Origin of the sequence: Desulfoferrobacter suflitae, from assembly GCF_022603395.1 — a bacterium.
GTDB classification, from domain to species: Bacteria; Desulfobacterota; Syntrophobacteria; order Syntrophobacterales; family Syntrophobacteraceae; genus Desulfoferrobacter; species Desulfoferrobacter suflitae.
This window is the reverse complement of sequence record NZ_JAIBKA010000005.1, coordinates 278,023-297,264: the sequence shown is the minus strand read 5'-3', so window position 1 is coordinate 297,264 and position 19,242 is coordinate 278,023. Positions and strand designations below refer to the sequence as shown.

Below are 19,242 nucleotides of genomic sequence, written 5' to 3'. Positions count from 1 at the left end.
AGATATGCAAAATTTTGAAACTGTAAAAGTCGATACCGATCTGCTCATCATAGGCGGTGGTATGTCGGCCACTGGCGCCGTGTTTGAAGCTGCATACTGGGCAAAGAAGCATGGATTGAAGGTGACCGTAGTTGACAAGGCTGCCATGGACCGTTCCGGTGCAGTAGCCATGGGTCTCTCCGCTATCAACCAGTACATCGGTTATGGCGAAGGCGACAACACCCTGGAAGATTACGTGAAATATGTCCGCCAGGATCTGATGGGCATCTCCCGTGAAGACCTGGTCTATGATATCGCGCGCCACGTTGATTCATCCGTGCATCTGTTCGAAAAATGGGGCCTGCCCATCTGGAAAGACGCCGATGGCAAGTACGTACACGAAGGCCGCTGGCAGATCATGATCAACGGTGAGTCCTACAAGGTAATCGTCGCCGAAGCGGCCAAGAATGCTCTGGCAACAATGGGCGACAAGGGCGAGCTGTTCGAGCGCGTATTTGTAGTCGAACCGGTGATGGACGGCGACAGAATCGCCGGCGCCGTTGGCTTCAGCACACGCGAAAACAAGTTCTACGTATTCAATGCCAAGGCAACCATCGCTGCCATGGGTGGCGCGGTACACGTATTCCGTCCGCGTTCCGTGGGTGAAGGTCTTGGTCGTGCCTGGTATCCGCCCTGGAACTCCGGCTCCACCGCATATTTCACCATTCGCGCCGGTGCGGAAATGACCTGCCAGGAGGTGCGCTTCATTCCGGTCCGCTTCAAAGACGGTTACGGTCCGGTTGGGGCATGGTTCCTGCTGTTCAAATCCCGTGCAACCAACGCGATGGGTGGCGAATACATGGTTGAGCGCGCCGACGAGCTGCCCAACTGGGCTCCTTACGGCACCGCCAAGCCGATTCCGGCCAACCTGCGTAACTGGCTGGGTATGGAAGATATCATGGAAGGCAAGGGTCCCATCTACATGAGGACGGAAGAGGCCATTGCCAACCTGGCTGCCAAGTACAAAGACGATCCCAAGGCCTTCAAGAAGAAAATGAAGGAACTGGAAAGCGAAGCCTGGGAAGACTTCCTGGATATGACCATCAGCCAGGCTCTGTTGTGGGCCGGTATGAACATTGCCCCGGAAGAAAGATCTTCTGAAATCGCAGCGGCCGAACCTTACTTCATCGGTTCCCACTCCGGTGCTTCCGGCGCCTGGGTCTGTGGTCCCGAAGATGTAATGCCTGCAGAGTACAAGAAGCAGTGGGAGCCCATCGGTGTGTACAATCACATGACCACCGTTAAGGGTCTGTTCACCTGTGGTGACGGTGCCGGTGCCTCCAGCCATAAGTTCTCCTCCGGCTCCCATGCGGAAGGCCGCATCACCGCCAAGGGCGCCATCGCGTACATTCTGGACAACAACAGCATGCCCAAGATGGACGATGCCAAGGTGGAAGAGCTGAAGAAGACCATTCTCGCTCCTTTGGCACGGTTTGAAGAATTCCAGGGGCTGTCCAGTGATCCCAACATCAACCCCAACTTCATGAAGCCCAAGATGTTCATGTTCCGCCTGCAGAAGATCATGGATGAATATTGCGCCGGTGTTAGCGCTCAGTTCACCACCAATAAGCATCTTCTGGAAAGAGGCCTGGAACTGCTTGGCATGCTGAAGGAAGACTCCGAGAAGCTGGCAGCCGAGAACCTGCACGAGCTGCTGCGCGTCTGGGAAAACGTCAACCGCATGTGGATCGCCGAGAGCCACCTGCGCCACGTGATGTTCCGCGAAGAAAGCCGTTGGCCGGGATATTACTACCGGGCCGACTTCCCCAAGATGGATGAGTCGAACTGGAAGGTGTTCGTCAACTCCGTATGGGATCCCAAGACCGGCGAGTGGACCATGAAGAAGGTCCCCGTTGTTCATCTGGATGTATAAGTTAAACTAGTCCGTTAGACCCCGACCTCCGGGTGCCCGCACCCGGAGGTTTTTGTTTTTCTGCCTCAAGGCATCTGCTCCCCGGCATACTTCCCATTGCCTCCATTTCCTTTTGAATCTGTCCGTTTCACGGTTGAAATTTTTTTCACTTGTGCGTTATCATAAATAGTTTTTATAAATTGAATAGAGCATTCCCGCACTGCAGGATTGAATAGTATTCCTTTTTGGCAATGTTAACGTATGGAGGAAAATCTTATGGCTCAAGGGCAAAACGGAGAACGGAGCATTCTGGTGGTGGGAGGCGGCATGAGCGGGTTAAGTGCCGCCCTGGAGGCTGCTGAGGCTGGTTTTCAGGTGTATCTTGTGGAACGGGAACCTTACCTCGGCGGCCGCGTCTCAAGAATGAACAAATACTTTCCCAAGCTGTGCCCGCCCAATTGCGGGCTGGAAATCAATTTTCGCCGCATCAGAAATAATCCTTTGATACGTTTTTTCACCATGACCGAAGTGGAAAAGATCGTTGGCGAGGCAGGCAACTTCGATATAACGCTGAAGAGCTCCCCCCGCTATGTGAACGACAAGTGCACCGGATGCGGAGCGTGTGCGGAGGCGGCGACAACGCACATCGCCAACCCGTTCAACTACGGACTGGACACGGTAAAGGCGGCTTATCTTCCGCACGAGTTTGCATTCCCCATGCGCTATGTGCTTGCCCCCGAGGTCATCGGCAGCGAGGAGGCCGCCGCCATCAAGGCGGCCTGCCCTTACGACGCCATCGATTTGGACATGCAGCCGAGCACCTTCGACCTGAAAGTTGGCGCCGTCATCTGGGCGACCGGCTGGGAACCCTACGATGCGGGCAAGATAGGTTACTACGGGTTCGGCAAGCACAAAAATGTCATCTCCAACGTAATGATGGAACGGCTGGCCGCATATAACGGTCCGACCAACGGTCGGATTGTCCGGCTTTCGGATAACAGGCAAGCTGGCCGGGTGGCGTTTGTCCAGTGTGCCGGATCACGCGATGAGAATCATCTGGCGTATTGTTCCGGGGTCTGTTGTTTGGCTTCTCTCAAGCAGGCGACCTACCTTCTCGAGCAAAACCCCGAAGCGCAGGCGACGATTTTCTATATTGATATCCGAGCCCTTGGCAAGTACGAGGATTTTTTTACCAAGGTTCAGGCGGATGAGCGGGTGACCCTGATCAAGGGGAAAGCCGGAGAAATCACGGAAGATTCCACAACGGGAATGGTCACGGTTCAGGTGGAAGACCAGAGCAGCGGAAAGATCCTCAAAGATCAATTCGATTTGGTTGTTTTGGCCACGGGCATGGTGCCGGCGTCTGCTACCGACAAAGTGCCGGCCGAAGCAGCTTGCGATGAGCATGGGTTCATGCTCGGCGAGCAGCCCACGGGCGGGATCATTGGCGCAGGGTGCGTAAAGAAACCGGTCGATGTGGCGACAAGCGTCCAGGATGCCACGGCAGCGGCTCTCAAGGCTATTCAGGCGACATTCAGGAGGTAACTCATGGAAAAAAAGATTGGTGTCTATATCTGCACTGGTTGCGGCATTGGCGACGCTTTGGAGATAGATGCTCTGGCGGGCGTTGCAACGGATGAATATGAGGCGGCCGTGTGCCGGCAGAATGCATTTCTGTGCAGTCGGGAAGGCGTTGCGGAAATCAAGCACGACTTGGAAAATGAAGGCATAAATACGATCGTCATTGCGGCTTGTTCGCCCAGAGTCATGACCGACGTGTTCGATTTCGGTGTCGATAAGGTTTGTGAGCGGGTCAATTTGCGTGAGCAGGTGGTCTGGTCCCATCCACCCAATGATGAGGACACCCAGATGATGGCGCAGGATCAGCTGCGCATGGGGATCACCAAGGCCAAAGAGATGCAGCCGGCGGAACCCTTCATGGCGGAAGATCTCAGCAGGAAAATCCTGGTGGTCGGCGGCGGCCTGGCCGGGATCACCGCCGCCAGTGAGGCAAACAAGGCGGGCTACGAAGTTGTGCTGGTGGAAAAGAGTGATCAATTGGGCGGGTATCTCAAAGAGGTGCATAAGCTCCCGCCTTCGCGCCCGCCTTATGAAGAGCTGCAGGATTTCGATCTGGGTGCTGTGACTGGGCAAGTGACCGACCAGCCGGCCGTTAAGGTGTATACCAACGCACAGATTGCCAAGATTTCCGGTGCTCCCTGTATGTTTGATGTGCAGATTCAGCAAAACGGCGGTGTCGCCGATGAGCGGGTCGGGGCCATCGTCCTTGCCACCGGGGCCATCCCTTATGATGCGGCGAAACTGGAACATCTTGGTTTTGGAAAATCAGCCGACGTCATCACTGCGGCACAGCTCGAATCGATGTTCAAGTCCGGCGATGTCAAGCGTCCTTCCAATGGGCAGCCGATCACCGGTGCAGCTTTTATCCTGTGCGCCGGATCGCGCGATCCAAAGCATCTGCCCTACTGTTCCGCGGCGTGCTGCGTGGAATCGCTCAAGCAGGCCAAGTATTTCAAGCAGGCCAACCCGGAGACTCCCGTCTATATTTTTTACAAAGACCTGCGGGCGCACGGCACCTACGAGCTGTTATACAAACAATTACAGAAGGATGGCGTCATTTTTGTGCGCGGTGATGTGACCGGTGTGGAAGAGGACGGTTCCGGCGGTTTGGTGGTCAGCGCCGATGATGTATTGACCGGATCCCCGGTCATGTCCGAGAGTGTCGATGTGGTGGTTTTGGCCACCGGCATGGTGCCGACCACCGCCCTGGGCAAAAAATTCAAGGTTCAGGAGCCCAAGGAGGGCGAGGAGGAGCTGGCGGTCCCGGAAGACACCATCGTGGTCTCCAACAATTTGAACCTCGACTATCGGCAGGGTCCTGAACTGCCGGCGCTGAAATACGGATTTCCCGATTCACACTTCATCTGTTTTCCGTATGAATCCCGGCGTACCGGCATCTATCCGGCCGGATCGGTGCGCGCCCCGATGGATTACTGGCGGGCCGTGGACGATGCAACCGGTGCGGCGCTCAAGGCAATTCAGTGTGTGCAAATGGTCTCGGAAGGCAAGGCGGTTCACCCGCGAGCCGGGGATTTGACCTATCCGGAATTTTTCATGCAGCGCTGCACCCAGTGCAAGCGCTGTACCGAGGAATGCCCGTTTGGCGCCATCAACGAAGACGAAAAGGCCAACCCGCTGCCCAATCCGACCCGCTGTCGACGCTGCGGCGTGTGCATGGGTGCCTGTCCGGAACGAATCATCTCGTTCAAGAACTACTCGGTGGGGATGATCGGCAATGCCATCAAGAGCATCGACGTGCCGGATGAATACGAGGAAAAGCCCCGCATTCTGGTGCTTGCCTGTGAAAATGACGCTTACCCTGCCCTCGACATGAGCGGCATCCGGCGGATGAGTTATAATCCGTGGGTGCGTATCGTTCCGGTGCGCTGTCTGGGGTCCATGAATCTGGTGTGGATTGCGGACGCACTCTCCAAAGGAATCGACGGAATTTTGCTGTTGGGCTGTAAACATGGCGACGATTATCAGTGCCATTTTATCAAGGGGAGTGAGTTGGCCAACATCCGCATGAGCAAGATCCAGGAGACCCTGAATCGACTCGTGCTGGAATCCGAACGCGTCCGGCTGGAACAGATATCCATTGCGGACTACAGCAAATTGCCGGAGATCCTGGATAGTTTTGCAGCCAAACTGGATGAAGTGGGACCTAACCCTTACAAAGGCTACTAGGAGTGATCGACTATGGAACCAAAGTACGTTTCCCTCGAAATGAGAGACTACATCACTGGAATGGGGGCGGAAACGCTCAACTGGTGCATGCAGTGCGGGCTCTGCACCAACCTGTGCCCGTGGCGGCTCGTGCCCGGAGAAATCAGTGAAAAATTCAATATCCGTCACATGCAGCGCCTCGGGCAAATGGGCATGGAAGGTTTTGAAGACGAGCAGGTGCTGTTTGCCTGCTCCACTTGCAGCATGTGTCAAACCAACTGCCCACGCGGGGTGAAAATTGTGGATAACGTGCGCGGCATGCGCTCCAGCATTGTCGGGGCGGGAATGGCGCCGGCCAATCTGCGCCCCATCCTGGGCAGCGCACATGCCCAGGGAAACCCCTGGTCGGGTCCCCGGGAAAAACGCACGGATTGGCAGCAGGGGCTGGATGTGCCCCAATTTGATGGGGACAAGGAATACTTTTTGTTCGTTTGCTGCCACTCCTGCTATGATCAGCGCAGCACCAAAGTGGCCAAGAGCATCACCAGGCTTTTGCAGCGCGCCGGAGTGAGCTTTGGCGTCATCGGGGCGGAAGAAAGCTGCTGTGGGGAAAGCATGCGCAAGCTCGGGGATGAAGAGCTTTTCCAGAAATTGGCCCAATCCAACATCAAGCTGTTTAACGACAAGGGTGTGAAGAAAATCATCACCACGTCACCCCATTGCCTTTGGACGTTTCAGAACGAATATCCCGAGCTCGGTGGAGAATGGGAAGTCATCCACTACACGCAGCTGCTGGAGCAGCTCCTGGAAGACGGGAAATTGTCATTCCCCGAGAGTTTGGGGAAAAGGGTCGCGTTCCACGACCCCTGCTACCTTGGGCGGCACAGCGGCATTTATGAGGCTCCGCGCAAGCTTTTGGCGGCAGTTCCAGGGGCCGAGACGCTGGAGTTGACGCGCTGCCGGGAAATGAGCCTTTGCTGTGCCGGCGGCGGCGGCCGCATCTGGGCGGAAGTCCCCATGGGAGAACGCTTTGGCGAACTGCGGATCAGTGACGCCGTCGGCAAGGGAGCTGAGATCCTGACGACTTCCTGCCCGTACTGCCTGAATATGTTGACCGATGCGTGCAACAGCATGGATAAACAAGAGGTGCTGGAGATCAACGAACTCTCCGAAATTCTCGCAGCGTCTCTGGCTTAAGAGATTTGTGTCATGTGGGGCGGAGTTGATCTCCGCCCGGCTTTTTTTGTCGGCATCAATGAGAAAGCGAGTAGTGCATGAAGGTGAATCTAAAGGAACTGAGCTTGCGCAAGCAGGATTATTATGTGGCAAGCTGGGAAGACAACCAGCTCGTTATGGAGCCGTTTTGCCATTGTGGGAATTCTCTGGATGAAGACTACTTTTGCAGGCAATGCGACCGCAAGTGCCACTGTAACTTCGTTGTCTGTGCGGACCCGCAATCGCTCTCGGTGGTTGAAAAATTGATCCATGGCAACCCCAAGTTTAGAGACTATGAGGTCTCTTTACTGGATGAACAACAAAAGTAGAGGGACTCTCATGTGTCCGGTTCCATCAGAAAAAAGGACTTTACTCAGCCGTTCGACCCCGTTTCATTTCAGATGCCACGCCGATCTTCCCTGCTTCACCCAGTGCTGCCGAGACGTCAACATCTACCTGACCCCGTACGACGTGTTGCGGTTGCGCACGCGGCTGGGAATCTCTGCGGCTGAATTTCTGCACAAGTACACGCGGCATTTTCTCGCCAGGCAGTCGCATCTGCCCGTTGTGCAGTTGGCCATGGACCCGACATCACTGTATTGCAGGCTGGTGACCAATGAAGGCTGCAGCGTGTACTCGGACCGCCCCTGGGCATGCCGCATGTATCCTCTGGATCTGGCCGATCAGGAAGGCGCGTATCAGCCCATTGTCAACCAGGAGCGCTGTCTGGGCCTGAGAGAAACGACCGTTTTGACGGTCCAGGAATGGCTGGACGATCAGGGGGTAGAACCCTATGTAGAGATGGATCGTGTGTTTCAGGCAATCCTTCCCGCCGATCTTATCGCTTGCGGAAAAACGCAACCCGGCGTGGGCAAGCTTCTGTATCTGGCCTACGATTTGGACCGCTTTGCGGAGCTGCTCAAAGACCCTCGGTTCTGCTCTTTTTATGAACTGGATGAGGAGACGGTAAAAGCGGCTGAAGCTGATCCGGAGAGACTGCTCAGGCTGGCATTGAGATACATTCGCGGCCAAATGGAAGAGCTTCTTTAAACGAGGAAATTCGATGACCTTACAAGACACAGCCCCTGGCTCTATTCGGGATATACTGCAGCGGCTGCCCCGAGAAGGGCTTCGCTTCCGTTGCCATCCGGGGGTGCCCTGCTTCACGGAATGCTGCCGAGATCTCAACCTGTTGCTGACGCCGTATGATATCGTTCGACTGAAAAGCTGTCTGGCGCTGGATGCCGGCGAGTTTCTCGATAACTACACGCACGTGCGGTGGGACGAAGGCAAAAACCTGCCGATGATCTACCTTAAGATGCAGGACAATGATCGCAGCACGTGTCCCTTCGTCTCCTCCGCGGGGTGCCGGATATATGCAGACCGTCCCTCGGCCTGCCGCATCTACCCGCTGGCCAGGGCTTCCCGCATGAATCGCCGGCACGGCAGCGTGCAGGAGGATTATTATGTGCTGCGGGAGGCCCATTGCAAAGGATTCGACGAAGATCGGTTGTGGGCGCCTGACGCCTGGATTGCGGACCAAGGTCTGGAGATTTACCACCAGTTGAACAACCTGTGGATGGCGATCATCACTCATGCCCGATTGCGCAACGGGTCCCTTTCGGAAAAACAGCAGCAAATGTTTTTCCTCGCCAGCTATAATCTCGACCAGTTTCGCCGGTTCGTTTTACAGAGCCGTTTTCTGCAGGCGTTTGATGTGCCTGCGCAGGAAGTGGAAGCGCTCGGGGGAGACGATGAAGTGTTGTTGAGGTTGGCATTCAAATGGCTGAAGTTTTCTCTTTGCAACGAACCCGAACTCACCCTGCGGCAGCAATAGGGCCAGGCTTTGCGGCGTTCCGCCGGGCCAGGCTGCGGCATGATCACGGCGCCGGGATGTGCGCGTCCCGCAGAAAAAACCAAAGCGGGGGATCCGTTGATTCCCCGCTGTCGTGTCAGGTGCCGTCGGTTCCTGCGCCTATTCCTGAATAATGCCGGACTTGCAGGCGTCTTCCGACCACACCGGCAACGGCCCGCAATGGCCGGTATCGGGGTCGTAGCGATGCCGGTAGGAGCAGGATTGCTGCAGGGTTTTTTCCATGTGCTCCCAACCCTTGACGTAATAGGAACATTTGTCGTTAAAACAAACATAAAAATACTCGGCACTCCAGGTACCATAATCGGGAGTGCGCCACTTCTTCATTTTTTCGCCGCAATGCGGGCAGATGGTCTTATCTTCGTTCATCGGTTGTTCTCCTCTCTCACCTATTCAAGAATCATTCGCCAATTGTAATAAGCACTGGTGCTCGTGAAAACAAGAGCAAACAGGCGGGATTTGATGAATAAATGGTGCAAAGCTATTCCAACGCGACCGGATAATCCAGGGGATCAAATTTGCGGTTGCGCATGAAAATCTCGGCAAACTGCTTCATGGTTTCCTTCATGATCTCCTGGTAATGCGGAATGCTCTCGTCAAAGACTTCACCTATCGCGTCGTAATCAAGGGAACTGAGGTCTTCCGTCAGGTTCAGGTAGTGTTTGCGCAGGTCATCCGGCAGGGCTTTGATCATATTCTGACCCAGCATGTTTTCAAATAGTCGATACATGTCATCCGCCAGCTTTTTTTGAATTTCAGGTTCGAGCTGTTCGCCTTTTTTTTCGATCAAAACCCTGCAAAAGTTCACGATGTATGGATTGCGCAAGGGGGCGGCCGGTTTGGCTTTCATCAGATCAGGGGCCAAAGGTGTTTGTTGCTTCATGGGTCTTCATTCTCCTTAACGTCTACCGGCGAAATAGATTATGCTATGCACCGTTGTGGACTATTGTGGCGTGTCATGCCGACTTCGTTCAAATAAAAATTCTAACATTAACTCGTTAAAGGGACCAGTTTTTTGATTTTTTCGGCAAGAACTTGGCTGCACGGTATGTTAGGGCCGATCCGCTAATCGGCCATGAGCGGAATTCTCGCCTTCGGACAGCTCTTTGTGACAAGGGATTCAATACATTGGAATTGCTCGGGTCGAGACACTCTGCCCGACACACGCGGCCAAGTGCGTCTGACGATCAGCTTTATGCGGGAGCGTTATGAGGGACACTACTACATTCCTTGAGGCTCCAGGCTGCGAAACAGAGCTCCTTGCGGACATCAGGGAGGGAAGATCGGTCTTGCTGGAGAAAGTCCTGCTGGTTCTCGCCGGTCTGAAGGAAGATGAAGCGATCAAGGCCTATCAACGGAAAATAGATGCTGTATTCGTCCGCTGCCAGAGCAAATGCATAAAAGAAAGCCCCGCCCGGTATGTACAGCTGCCCCTCTACCGGCATCGATCATTCGCCCGCTGTATGTTTGATTATCTTTGGACCAGCAAGCCGAAACGGTTTGGTGCCTCTTTTTTTCTCACCGAGGCGATTGATGCTCAACTGGACCCCGATGTGAATCGTCCGGTTGGGACCTGCGTGGGACTCACGTCTCTTTTCTCCGTGCTGGGCTTGCGGGCGGGGCTGCAGCTTTCCCTGCTGATGGATTCCGAGCATGTACTCAACCGGCTCAGGATTGGGGAGCAGATCATCGACATTGACAACACCGACCCCCAAGGCTTCAATTGTCGCACTTCTGGAGATTTTACCGAATTTCCTCTGCCGCTCCTGGCGGCCAATGTGCTCAACAGTCGCGGGCTGTACAAGGAAAGAAACGGCAGCTTCATGGCCGCCCGGGAGGATTATGAGAAAGCCGTGCGGGTCAATCCAGGCTATGCCAATGCATACAACAACAGGGGAAACATGAAGTTTCTCGGCAACGATGTCGAGGCGGCCATTGCGGACTATGGCGCAGCCATTGGGCTCAATCCCAATTTTTGCGAGGCCTACTGCAATCGCGGCATGGCCTGGCAGAGGCTGGGTCGCTATGAAGAGGCGCGGCTGGATTATCACATGGCCATGGCGATCAATGGCGACTACGCCGATGCCCAAAGATGCCTTCGCTTGCTGGATGAGCCGGAGTCGCGATAGAATTCCGGCTACATCCGCTCCATTGTTTCCAAGGGTGGATTGAGGTTCGGCCGAATTTTTTCTTCCACCTCTTTGGTCAAGAGGTCTATGTCAACCCGGGTAAATGTTTTGTCTGTATCGATGAATAGGAGATCCGCCGCTCGGCTTCCCACCTTGGTATAACCTGAAAGAATGCCCTTTTCCCGGTAGTGAATTTCCTGGTTGTGCCACCCGCCGTCTCCGACCACCACACAGTAACAGAAACTGCCGTAAATCGTTTCCAATATTCTGGCTTCAGTTATCGGTGCATCCGTTATGAGAGCGACGCTGCCCCGGCGCAGGTCCTCATCCGTGAAACTGTCTTTCACCAGCAATTGCAGATCCTGGATGGCTATCTGCCTTTTGGCCAGAGGTCTTCTGGTGCCGGCGGCAACGAAGTTCAGAACGGTGCGGTGATTGTCTGCATCAGTGTTTGAGAAACTCTTGTAGTGGAGGGCCCCATGGGAGTGAATCCATCCGTTGATGATCAGATCATGGGGCAACGTTTCCTGGTATGCTGCGATCGTGTCGCCACCGAGGGTGGCGTAGTCGGAGAGGTTCAGGTCATTTCTCGGCAAACCGATGTCCACCACGAGCTCCGGCCGGGCTTTCTCGGCGAGCGTGAAGCCATACCATTCGTAACTCTCCTGGAAAATCGCGGCGACCAGTTCACAAATCTTGAATGCCTTGTGGCCGGCATACGATGTCATTGCAAGCTTTTGCGGCAGGCTTCCCAGGGTTTTCTCGAAAATCTGCGGCCGCTTCAGTTGGGAAAGGTTCTTGAATCGCATCTCAGTCTATCCTGCACGTACTCCTGGTCCACCAACAATCTACCGGTGAAGGTTCCCGGCAGGCGGAACATGTCCTCCAGCAACACCCGGTGCAGCACGCTGATCAGACCGCGCGCGCCGGTTCCTTCCTGCTGAGCTCGGTGGGCGACTTCGGTCAGTGCATCCTCGGTGAATTCCAGATCGATGCCCCATGTCCCCAGGTCATGGGTGTAGGCCAGCAGGGCACTGTCCTCGCTCTTGAGCATAATGTTCTTGAGGTCCTCGGTTGTCAATGGATCGTAGACGACTTTTACCGGGAAGCGCCCCATGAGTTGTCTTTCCATGCCAAATGCCACCAGGTCGTCGGCCGTCAAAAAATGGCGCCAGTTTCCAACAAGCCCCTGGCGGGCCATGCGCTTCTTGACCACCACGTCCAAATTCTCAAAGGCTCCGCCAGCGATGAAAAGGATATGTTTGGTTGAAAGGGGAATTCTCTCTTTGCCGATCTGCACGGTGTTTTCCGATCCGTCCACCAGATGCAGCAGTCCCTTTTGAACGCCCCGGCCCGAGACATCTCTGCCGACGGAGCTCTCGCCGGCAATCTTGTCTATTTCATCGATATACACGACGCCCATCTGAGCCACGCTGGTGTTGCCCCCCGCGGCCAGCAGCAAATCCACCAGAATATCGCCGACGTTCTGGCCAACGTAGCCGACTTCACTGAATTTGGTCAGGTCTTCATGCACGAAGGATACACCGACCAGCCGGGAAGCTGTTTCACTGCTGTAGGTTTTGCCGCAGCCGGTGGGGCCGATCACCATTATATTGGCTCTGGGGGTCAGGGTATGGCGCAAAGCAAGGTCTATACTGCCGTCGTTTTCTGTCAGCCATTTTCTCAGGGCTTGACCGAGTCGCCTGTAGTGGAATGTAACGGCTGTAGACAGGATCTTTTTGCCCTGTTCCTGCCCGATGACAAACCGGTCCATCTGTGCCTTGAACTGAGCAGGAGTCTTGTTAAAATCGATGATCTCCTGGACGGCTTCCATTTCCTGGCCCGTCTTCATCTGGGTGATTTTTTCCTGGATGCGCTCCTGACGCTGCCCGGGCATTCGGTCGTCCATCTTCATGGGCTCAAATTCCGCTTTCCGGTCCCTGGCGGGGGCACCCCTGCAAGGCCGCCGCCTACCTTGTCCTGCTCGTGCAGAACGAGCGTTTCAAAATGAAACCGTATCAGTCTGTCTTGCGGGATTGCAGGGTTGAGCCGAAACAAGTAGCGGCACCACAGGATCTCGTCAGGCGTATTGGCGAACTCGAGGTAAGGGTTGTCAACGGCCCTGAGAATTGCCCTGATCAACCTGTATTCTTCCTGGGTTGCAAGGAAGAACAAGGGGAGCTCGGTCCTTGTCTTGAGCCTGACCCGGGCAGCTCCGAGCCGTGTTTGCCAAGCGTCGTTGGCCGCTGGATCAAGCATTCTCAGGAAACCCTCATCAAGACCGTTCTGTCTTACGATCCAGCCAACCCGCGTGAACACATCCCGCGCAACAGGGTCTTTTTTCTTTTGTTTCGCCCGCTTCGACTTGATACTCTGGAGCAGATCCATGCGGTCCCCACTTTATAGAAATTCGACATATCCCTCAGCGGTCATTCATATCCGGTATTCTTCAAATGTTATGGTGGGGATATAGATGTAGGTCTTATCCAGACTGTGATAGCCGTTGCGGCGACGCGGGTCGTAACCGTAACGCAACGCCGTTATGCCTTCCTCCAGGGACCTGATAATGGTCTCCGGGGAAGGCTTGCCGGAAGTTTCAACGGGCTTCATACAAATTTCCTGGTTACTCTGATAGCCGCGCAAAAACGGGTGTTTGTATTTTTCCATGACGAAGGGCCTGGCGGGAGCATATGTCGACACTGCGACTCTGCAGTCCGGAAAGAGGTAGGGTCTACCGTAATAATCCTTGAGCACATATTCCCCGGTCCGCTTGTAAACCAGGTAATCTCGCGGCGATTTCATCCGCGCAAAGCCAAAGCCCGCAATTTCTATAGATCCGAAATCCGCAATGTAGAGAAACAATGCAATGTGTTCCGGTTTGGCCCGCAGCAGTTGCCGGCGCAGCTTCAGCGCCCTGCTCAGGCGAGCATACTCGGAGGTCAAAATGTTCGCCTGCACCGCTTCCTGCAGCCAGGCGCTCAGTTCGCTTGAGGTCAGCACGCCTCCCGCGGGCGGCTGCAGCGCCGGCTTCTGATCGTCCATGCTTTTCAGGATATTTTCCAGCGGCTGCAAATCAAGAAACGCGGCGGCATCGGCCACATATTTAGGGGGAATGTCGATTTTGCTCACGATGAAGTCCAGCAGTTCTTCCCGAGACGGGCGGCTTCGCTGCCACCCCCGGCTCGTCTTTATAAAGTGCGGCAGGATCAGAAACAGGATCCGGTTGAGCATTTCGTCGCCAAAGACATTGTCGGCGTCACCGTTAAGCCGGTATTGGTGCAGGCATGCCTCCCTCATGCGATGATATTCATGGGCGTTAATCGCTTTGAAGTTGTTTACCAGAGAGAACAGGTTGAACGTTTTGACAAATTGCATGCCGTCCTGCCGGATGATGATGTTCTCCCCTGTTGGCGCTCTTTTCCTGGTTGGCCCTCGCGCCTCTGACAGGGCTCGGGCCTCCCTGTCGATGGATGGATCCAGCAGCAGAGGCATGTACACAAAATCGGATTCGATAAAAAACACGAGGTTAGAATCCAGCAGTCGCCGCATAGTCCACCAATCCGATCCTCATTTGAACATGCCGCCTTCCTGCGGCTTTATCGCTCGTACCGGCACATAGTAATATTTTTCCCCCGCCTCGGTTTGCTCCAGCTGGGCAAACTCCAGTGCGGTTCCTCCAATGTCCTGACCCCGGCAAAACAGTCTCCCGCCGTCCAGTTGCCTGGCGATGTCTTCCCAGATAAGTTGTTCCTCAATGCTCAAGTTTCCTTTGTTCAGGACTTTTTCACACATCTTGCGCAAAGGCTCGGTTTCGTAGCTCCCCGGTTCATAGACGCCGATCAAACCTTCGGCCGCATGGCCCGGGAGGATTTCCAGCACCAGCGGCATCACCTGGCGAGCGTTATCCAATGCATGATCCTTGGTCAATTCTGCCTGTGTCATGTCAGATGTCTCCTTTCCTTCAAAATTCTTTCATGGCTCCTGGAATTATAAAAAATATTCTCCGGTTCCTGACCGCTGGAAAGCACTCGATAGCTATCCACCATAAAACCAGCGGCAATCTGGTTGGTCATGATGACCGACGGATCGGGTTGATGCACGCAGGAAGCTCGTTCTTTGCGGTGATGCTCCCCGGGGCGGCCGGCAACGATATCGTACAAGCCCAGCAACTGCGCCGGTGTGGGGCCTTTCTCCGCGGGCGTATAAACCACCACCTGCCCGGCCTCCGCGCTGGTCCCGCCGCTGATCAGCACCTTGCCCTTCTCTTCACACCGTTCACTCAGTGCGATGCGCGCTTCAAAATTGTCGACACAGTCGAAAACCGCATCGTAGGCGGCCAGGTCGGTAGTGGCGGCGAACGCTTCAACCCGGCCGCGGGAATTCACTCGACAAAGCTCGTTCAGTTTCCTGGCCAGCGCTTGCGCTTTGCTCTCACCCACAGCATCGTAGAACAACACCTGTCTGTTTAAATTGGTCACATCGACTGTATCTGGATCCATGAATGTGATGTTGTGATAGCCCGAATGGGCAAGTCCCATTCCAACAAAAACACCCAGGGCGCCTGCACCGACCACCAGCAGATGATCCGCTTTTGCCGCCGAAGTCAATGTGTGGCGATGGTAGGCGATGATTTCATCAGAGACCACCCTGCCCATCAGTAGGTTTTTGGTTTCCTCCAGGACAATGCCGGCGATGATCGTATCCAGCACGGCGTCGTCAAAATGCTGGGCCGGCAGGTTTTGTGGAGATATCAACTGCTCGATTTCCCGCCATTCGCGTCCGCGCACATAGGTAAAGACTTTAAAACCCTGTTCATCCAGCTGTTCGCAGCAGAAACCCCTGACAATCGGTATTCCTTCCAGGAACCCCTTGGCCAGCAACAGCTTGTTTGCAAGTCCGTAATGGCTCAAATCCACGATGACCCGGCAACCGCCGAACAGGTCATCCAGGCTCGAATGGGTGTAAAATCCCTGCAGGTGTGCGAGCTCAAAAAACGCATTCACTCCCCGGGCAATTTCGACAAATGCCGGATGAAGCGACGGTGCAATGACGACGGCCCGGTTCACCCCCAGCGCGGAAAGGGACATCAAAAACACAGATGACAACAGATCGTCGTCGCCCACCACAGCAATCCTGGCGTTCTCCAATGCGCTCTGGTTCCATCCCTCGATGCGCAGTTGTCTGTCCAGTCGAGCATCCTCGGCAAAGTTATCGGTCGTGGCCATCGCGAACCGCTACGCCGCTTATCCATGGGGCGGGGTAAACAGAGCTATCTCCAGGGGCACATCGGAAGCGAGCCTGGGCGCTTCTTTTTCAAGATCGGCCAGACGTTTCCTGAGATACTTGACCTTTGCCGCCAGATAGTCGCTTTCGGGATCTTGCTTCAGACTGTTCTCCGCGTCACGCAGCAGAACTCGAATTTCCAGGTATTCCCTCTCCAGCCCGCGGACAGCTTCGCTCAAGTTTTGATACTCTTGCATTTCCCTGGCTTCATCATAGAACCACATGATTGACATGATTCGCTCCTCGGTTGGGTTGCCGGGAGGCCGCCGGACCAATCCCTCCGCCCCGGGGGAGAGGCAGTTGCCATTCTCGGGCGGCCTGCCGGAACGCGTTGTTGTTGGGTGCAGGCTCTGCAGCCACGATCCGTGCCTTTTCCATTTCCTCGGCAGCGCAGCAGGGTCGGTTAAAATGATGAACGCCGCCTGGAAATTTACTGCAGGAACTCCAACAGGCGGAGAAGAGTCGTTAGAGAGGGATTCAGGTGGAAGTGGGAAGTGTGTCGGCTTCCAGCGAAAAGCGTCGGCCGCAAGTGAATGAGATCGAGCACTTCAAACGGAGTCGGCGCACGCAAACGAAAGTGAGATGGCTTCCATTAGTTCAGTCGAGCAGTCATAATCGAATTTTAACTTAACATTAAAATTTTAACACGCTAGAGGATTTCCAAAAGTTTTATTTGAAACACCAGCGTTTTCCCCGCCAACGGGTCATTGGCGTCAAGGATGACGCTGTCGTCGGTAATCGCCTGAATGGTTGCCACGGCCGTTGTGCCTCCGCTCAGCCGAACCTGCAGTTTCTTCCCCAACTGCAGTTCGAGATTGGCGGGGACGGATGCCTTTTCCATGTTGAACACAAATTCCTTCCTGTGCTGACCGTAGGCCTGGTCGGGGGGGATTGTAATGGTTTTTGTCTCTCCCTCACTCATTCCGACCACGGCCTGTTCAAAGCCGGCGAGTACGTTCCCCTCTCCAATGGTGAATACAAAAGGCTCTTTCTCCTCATAGGTGGAACTGAAAACCGCGCCGCCCTCCAAAGTTCCAATGTAATGAACTCTCACTTGATCGCCCAGTTTCGCCTGCGACATGTTTCTTCCATCCTTTCAGTCCAAAAGTAGGCCATAGGATAACAGTGATAGTTTTGGTCTGTCAACTCGATGCGACAAATCCGACAGTGATTCCGAATTTGTGCCCGATGAGTGCCGAGGCCTGTCCGAGACCAACCTCTGCCCCTCGGGGGGGAGAACAATATCCCTTTCCCGAACAGCCTGCTGTAGTTTGCAGGAGCATGTTTTTGCTGTAGGTTCGGTAGAGGCACGCGTAGCGCGTGACGGAACCCAACGCCTGTTTTTGCCGGGCTTCGTAAATCAACCCGGGCTACCGGGAAACTGCCGGATTGGTTGGAGCCAGTAACGTGCTGCAACATCCGTATCGGCTTCTTGCATGTGCAGCCTGTAGGCTTTGTTCTGAATCATGAACTCGTCGCCGACTCGTTGCCTGAGCCATGAGCAAAGCTGTCGGGCTTTCCACCGATCCAGTTCCTCGAGCCTCTCTTCATACTCCGCAACGCACTGGTGCACATGATGGTGGGGCTCAAGGTAGGCCGGAATCGGGCCGATGGGTGGGGTATGAAACAGCGGCAGCAGGGCGGCTCCGGCGTGGTCCAGAAGTTCTTCCGCCGTCACAGGCTTGCCCGGATCAAAGCTCCAGCAGGCGGCCACCAGGTGCTTGATGTGCGTCATTTGTGCGCCCGGGTCGGTGCGCGGCTGCGTCGAGTTTTCCAATGGCTTGTCCCTGTGTTGTCGGTCGTCAAAACGGGTCATGTCGCCCACGCTTCCCCCCATCTTTCATCCCGCCCTCGAACCCCGGAAACAGGCGGCCGGTGCTTCGTCTAAACCGGCCCGGGGCGACCGGGCAAAACCCGGCAAAACAGCCCCCAATATGATTCCATGATTGTTGTCCAGAATGGTTCATGGTACACTAAAATGGTTATAAAAACAGAGTGCGTTTCTAATTTTTCTGAGACTCGCTAACAGGGGATCTTCTGGATATTCGGTTTCTCTCCTCTGCCAATGAGACCAGGCGGCATAAACTGCACCACAGCTGAGGTTAACCTGCGATACCCTAGGAGGAGCCATTCATGGAAGGGTCTCGAAAGCTGGAATCAAAACTCAAAGACAAGTATCCCATGCTCCAATACTTTACCGAACGGCCTTTTGGAGTGGAAATCGAGTTTTATGGCCTCGATTATTACCTCTTGCCGCCTGACAACGGCAGAATCAAGGTGCACAACATTCACTCAAAAACAAAAGATGGGAGAAGCTTCAGCGATTTGCTCGAGAGTTATGGCGTGAAGTTTGGCTCGGAAGAGGGCGCCTGGCGCCTTGAGGAAGATTCATCCATTGTCCATCGAGGCGGTGTCGAGTTGATAAGCCCGATATTGCGCGGCCTGGATGGCCTGGTGGAGGCGTATCGCTGTTTTCGCCTGCTCGGTCAAATAAAAGGTGTGCAAATAGATGCATCATGCGGGTTTCATGTCCATCACGGGGTCGATTCCCAGCGTTATGATTGCAAGAACCTCAAGGAGCTGGTGAGAATCGTCTACCCCATGGAAGATTATCTGTATTTGCTCATAGACGGCAATCGCAGGGACAAAGATACCTGCCGGCCCATGGACCTGGACATCGAAGTGCTGCTCAAGCTTGATTCCTGCGAAGATCAATGCAGGAACAACGGCTGCCGGGTCAAGCAGCTCTGGTACTCTGTCGAGAACAGGTATGATCCCGACTGCAAACGATCCGAACGCTATGACATGACCCGCTATCACGGGCTCAATCTGCATTCCTACTGGTATCGATCGACCATCGAATTTCGCTATCATTCCGCGGTCCTGCATGACGTGGATGAAGCCATGCAGTGGATCATCTTCACCCAGTTTCTGGTTGAGCTGAGTGATGGGCATATCCCGCTGATCGAATATTACGCCGATGCCAACAAGTGGATGAAGACCATCTATAAGGTCTACCTTGCGTTTGGTCACATGGATCGCATCAAAGGTTGGCGAACAAAGCGGGCGCATGGTTTGGAAAGCATCGAAGGGACGTGAATTGA

Annotated in this window: 20 protein-coding genes; 9 read left to right on the top strand and 11 right to left on the bottom strand. The window is 54.7% G+C overall.

Going from position 1 to position 19,242, the window contains the following annotated elements:
• Window positions 1-4 precede the first annotated feature (4 nt).
• From aprA to K1V27_RS11105, 7 genes are all read left to right on the top strand, one after another.
• Window positions 5-1,912, top strand: a complete 1,908-nt coding sequence (aprA, locus tag K1V27_RS11135; RefSeq protein WP_258930068.1) for an adenylyl-sulfate reductase subunit alpha — start codon at window positions 5-7, stop codon at window positions 1,910-1,912.
• A gap of 255 nt (window positions 1,913-2,167) precedes the next feature.
• Window positions 2,168-3,436: an FAD-dependent oxidoreductase gene (locus K1V27_RS11130; RefSeq protein ID WP_258930067.1), complete on the top strand. Its 1,269-nt coding sequence runs from the start codon at window positions 2,168-2,170 to the stop codon at window positions 3,434-3,436.
• 3 nt (window positions 3,437-3,439) lie between these two features.
• Window positions 3,440-5,659 (top strand): hydrogenase iron-sulfur subunit, encoded by a 2,220-nt coding sequence (locus K1V27_RS11125; RefSeq protein WP_258930066.1) that lies wholly within the window; start codon window positions 3,440-3,442, stop codon window positions 5,657-5,659.
• A 12-nt stretch (window positions 5,660-5,671) separates the two neighbouring features.
• A complete protein-coding gene (locus K1V27_RS11120) occupies window positions 5,672-6,835 on the top strand; it encodes a (Fe-S)-binding protein (RefSeq protein ID WP_258930065.1) in 1,164 nt (387 codons plus the stop codon).
• Window positions 6,836-6,912: 77 nt separating this feature from the next.
• Entirely contained in the window at window positions 6,913-7,182 is a 270-nt protein-coding gene (locus K1V27_RS11115; RefSeq protein ID WP_258930064.1) for a hypothetical protein, read from the top strand.
• Entirely contained in the window at window positions 7,166-7,903 is a 738-nt protein-coding gene (locus K1V27_RS11110) for a YkgJ family cysteine cluster protein (protein WP_258930063.1), read from the top strand. The genes K1V27_RS11115 and K1V27_RS11110 overlap by 17 nt, the downstream gene beginning before the upstream one ends.
• 13 nt (window positions 7,904-7,916) lie before the next feature.
• Window positions 7,917-8,690, top strand: coding sequence for a YkgJ family cysteine cluster protein (locus K1V27_RS11105; RefSeq protein ID WP_258930062.1), 774 nt, complete (start codon window positions 7,917-7,919; stop codon window positions 8,688-8,690).
• A gap of 138 nt (window positions 8,691-8,828) precedes the next feature.
• Here K1V27_RS11105 and K1V27_RS11100 read toward each other — a convergent pair whose 3' ends face one another.
• Both K1V27_RS11100 and K1V27_RS11095 read right to left on the bottom strand, forming a co-directional pair.
• On the bottom strand, window positions 8,829-9,095 hold the full coding sequence (locus tag K1V27_RS11100; protein ID WP_258930061.1) for an Ogr/Delta-like zinc finger protein: 267 nt from the start codon (window positions 9,093-9,095) through the stop codon (window positions 8,829-8,831).
• Window positions 9,096-9,207: 112 nt separating this feature from the next.
• Complete coding sequence (locus K1V27_RS11095; protein WP_258930060.1) at window positions 9,208-9,609, bottom strand: DUF5663 domain-containing protein; 402 nt, start codon at window positions 9,607-9,609, stop codon at window positions 9,208-9,210.
• Between the two features lie 325 nt (window positions 9,610-9,934).
• On the opposite strand from K1V27_RS11095, the gene K1V27_RS11090 reads away from it, so the two are divergent.
• Entirely contained in the window at window positions 9,935-10,855 is a 921-nt protein-coding gene (locus K1V27_RS11090; RefSeq protein ID WP_258930059.1) for a tetratricopeptide repeat protein, read from the top strand.
• An 8-nt stretch (window positions 10,856-10,863) separates the two neighbouring features.
• Here the strand turns inward: K1V27_RS11090 and K1V27_RS11085 are convergent, their stop codons facing one another.
• From K1V27_RS11085 to K1V27_RS11045, 9 genes are all read right to left on the bottom strand, one after another.
• Entirely contained in the window at window positions 10,864-11,664 is an 801-nt protein-coding gene (locus K1V27_RS11085) for a hypothetical protein (RefSeq protein ID WP_258930058.1), read from the bottom strand.
• On the bottom strand, window positions 11,637-12,770 hold the full coding sequence (locus K1V27_RS11080) for an AAA family ATPase (RefSeq protein ID WP_258930057.1): 1,134 nt from the start codon (window positions 12,768-12,770) through the stop codon (window positions 11,637-11,639). Before K1V27_RS11080 ends, K1V27_RS11085 begins: the two co-directional genes overlap by 28 nt.
• Window positions 12,767-13,243, bottom strand: coding sequence for a hypothetical protein (locus K1V27_RS11075; RefSeq protein ID WP_258930056.1), 477 nt, complete (start codon window positions 13,241-13,243; stop codon window positions 12,767-12,769). Before K1V27_RS11075 ends, K1V27_RS11080 begins: the two co-directional genes overlap by 4 nt.
• A gap of 45 nt (window positions 13,244-13,288) precedes the next feature.
• Window positions 13,289-14,404, bottom strand: coding sequence for a hypothetical protein (locus K1V27_RS11070; protein WP_258930055.1), 1,116 nt, complete (start codon window positions 14,402-14,404; stop codon window positions 13,289-13,291).
• Between the two features lie 18 nt (window positions 14,405-14,422).
• The gene (locus K1V27_RS11065; RefSeq protein ID WP_258930054.1) at window positions 14,423-14,797 is read right to left on the bottom strand and encodes a hypothetical protein; all 375 of its coding nucleotides are present in this window, start codon (window positions 14,795-14,797) and stop codon (window positions 14,423-14,425) included.
• On the bottom strand, window positions 14,794-16,080 hold the full coding sequence (locus K1V27_RS11060; protein WP_258930053.1) for a HesA/MoeB/ThiF family protein: 1,287 nt from the start codon (window positions 16,078-16,080) through the stop codon (window positions 14,794-14,796). Before K1V27_RS11060 ends, K1V27_RS11065 begins: the two co-directional genes overlap by 4 nt.
• An 18-nt stretch (window positions 16,081-16,098) precedes the next feature.
• On the bottom strand, window positions 16,099-16,371 hold the full coding sequence (locus K1V27_RS11055; RefSeq protein ID WP_258930052.1) for a hypothetical protein: 273 nt from the start codon (window positions 16,369-16,371) through the stop codon (window positions 16,099-16,101).
• 416 nt (window positions 16,372-16,787) lie between these two features.
• Window positions 16,788-17,219: an FKBP-type peptidyl-prolyl cis-trans isomerase gene (locus tag K1V27_RS11050; protein ID WP_258930051.1), complete on the bottom strand. Its 432-nt coding sequence runs from the start codon at window positions 17,217-17,219 to the stop codon at window positions 16,788-16,790.
• Between the two features lie 279 nt (window positions 17,220-17,498).
• A complete protein-coding gene (locus K1V27_RS11045) occupies window positions 17,499-17,975 on the bottom strand; it encodes a hypothetical protein (protein WP_258930050.1) in 477 nt (158 codons plus the stop codon).
• A gap of 296 nt (window positions 17,976-18,271) precedes the next feature.
• Here K1V27_RS11045 and K1V27_RS11040 point away from each other — a divergent pair, with 296 nt between their 5' ends.
• Window positions 18,272-19,237: an amidoligase family protein gene (locus K1V27_RS11040; protein ID WP_258930049.1), complete on the top strand. Its 966-nt coding sequence runs from the start codon at window positions 18,272-18,274 to the stop codon at window positions 19,235-19,237.
• The last annotated feature ends 5 nt before the right edge of the window (window positions 19,238-19,242 follow it).

Excerpts from the sequence above, each read along its gene's own strand:
- aprA (WP_258930068.1), top strand. The coding sequence starts at position 5 with ATGCAAAATTTTGAAACTGTAAAAGTCGATACCGATCTGCTCATCATA.
- K1V27_RS11130 (WP_258930067.1), top strand. The coding sequence starts at position 2,168 with ATGGCTCAAGGGCAAAACGGAGAACGGAGCATTCTGGTGGTGGGAGGC.
- K1V27_RS11125 (WP_258930066.1), top strand. The coding sequence starts at position 3,440 with ATGGAAAAAAAGATTGGTGTCTATATCTGCACTGGTTGCGGCATTGGC.
- K1V27_RS11120 (WP_258930065.1), top strand. The coding sequence starts at position 5,672 with ATGGAACCAAAGTACGTTTCCCTCGAAATGAGAGACTACATCACTGGA.
- K1V27_RS11115 (WP_258930064.1), top strand. The coding sequence starts at position 6,913 with ATGAAGGTGAATCTAAAGGAACTGAGCTTGCGCAAGCAGGATTATTAT.
- K1V27_RS11110 (WP_258930063.1), top strand. The coding sequence starts at position 7,166 with ATGAACAACAAAAGTAGAGGGACTCTCATGTGTCCGGTTCCATCAGAA.
- K1V27_RS11105 (WP_258930062.1), top strand. The coding sequence starts at position 7,917 with ATGACCTTACAAGACACAGCCCCTGGCTCTATTCGGGATATACTGCAG.
- K1V27_RS11100 (WP_258930061.1), bottom strand. The coding sequence starts at position 9,095 with ATGAACGAAGATAAGACCATCTGCCCGCATTGCGGCGAAAAAATGAAG.
- K1V27_RS11095 (WP_258930060.1), bottom strand. The coding sequence starts at position 9,609 with ATGAAGCAACAAACACCTTTGGCCCCTGATCTGATGAAAGCCAAACCG.
- K1V27_RS11090 (WP_258930059.1), top strand. The coding sequence starts at position 9,935 with ATGAGGGACACTACTACATTCCTTGAGGCTCCAGGCTGCGAAACAGAG.
- K1V27_RS11085 (WP_258930058.1), bottom strand. The coding sequence starts at position 11,664 with ATGCGATTCAAGAACCTTTCCCAACTGAAGCGGCCGCAGATTTTCGAG.
- K1V27_RS11080 (WP_258930057.1), bottom strand. The coding sequence starts at position 12,770 with ATGAAGATGGACGACCGAATGCCCGGGCAGCGTCAGGAGCGCATCCAG.
- K1V27_RS11075 (WP_258930056.1), bottom strand. The coding sequence starts at position 13,243 with ATGGATCTGCTCCAGAGTATCAAGTCGAAGCGGGCGAAACAAAAGAAA.
- K1V27_RS11070 (WP_258930055.1), bottom strand. The coding sequence starts at position 14,404 with ATGCGGCGACTGCTGGATTCTAACCTCGTGTTTTTTATCGAATCCGAT.
- K1V27_RS11065 (WP_258930054.1), bottom strand. The coding sequence starts at position 14,797 with ATGACACAGGCAGAATTGACCAAGGATCATGCATTGGATAACGCTCGC.
- K1V27_RS11060 (WP_258930053.1), bottom strand. The coding sequence starts at position 16,080 with ATGGCCACGACCGATAACTTTGCCGAGGATGCTCGACTGGACAGACAA.
- K1V27_RS11055 (WP_258930052.1), bottom strand. The coding sequence starts at position 16,371 with ATGTCAATCATGTGGTTCTATGATGAAGCCAGGGAAATGCAAGAGTAT.
- K1V27_RS11050 (WP_258930051.1), bottom strand. The coding sequence starts at position 17,219 with ATGTCGCAGGCGAAACTGGGCGATCAAGTGAGAGTTCATTACATTGGA.
- K1V27_RS11045 (WP_258930050.1), bottom strand. The coding sequence starts at position 17,975 with ATGGGGGGAAGCGTGGGCGACATGACCCGTTTTGACGACCGACAACAC.
- K1V27_RS11040 (WP_258930049.1), top strand. The coding sequence starts at position 18,272 with ATGGAAGGGTCTCGAAAGCTGGAATCAAAACTCAAAGACAAGTATCCC.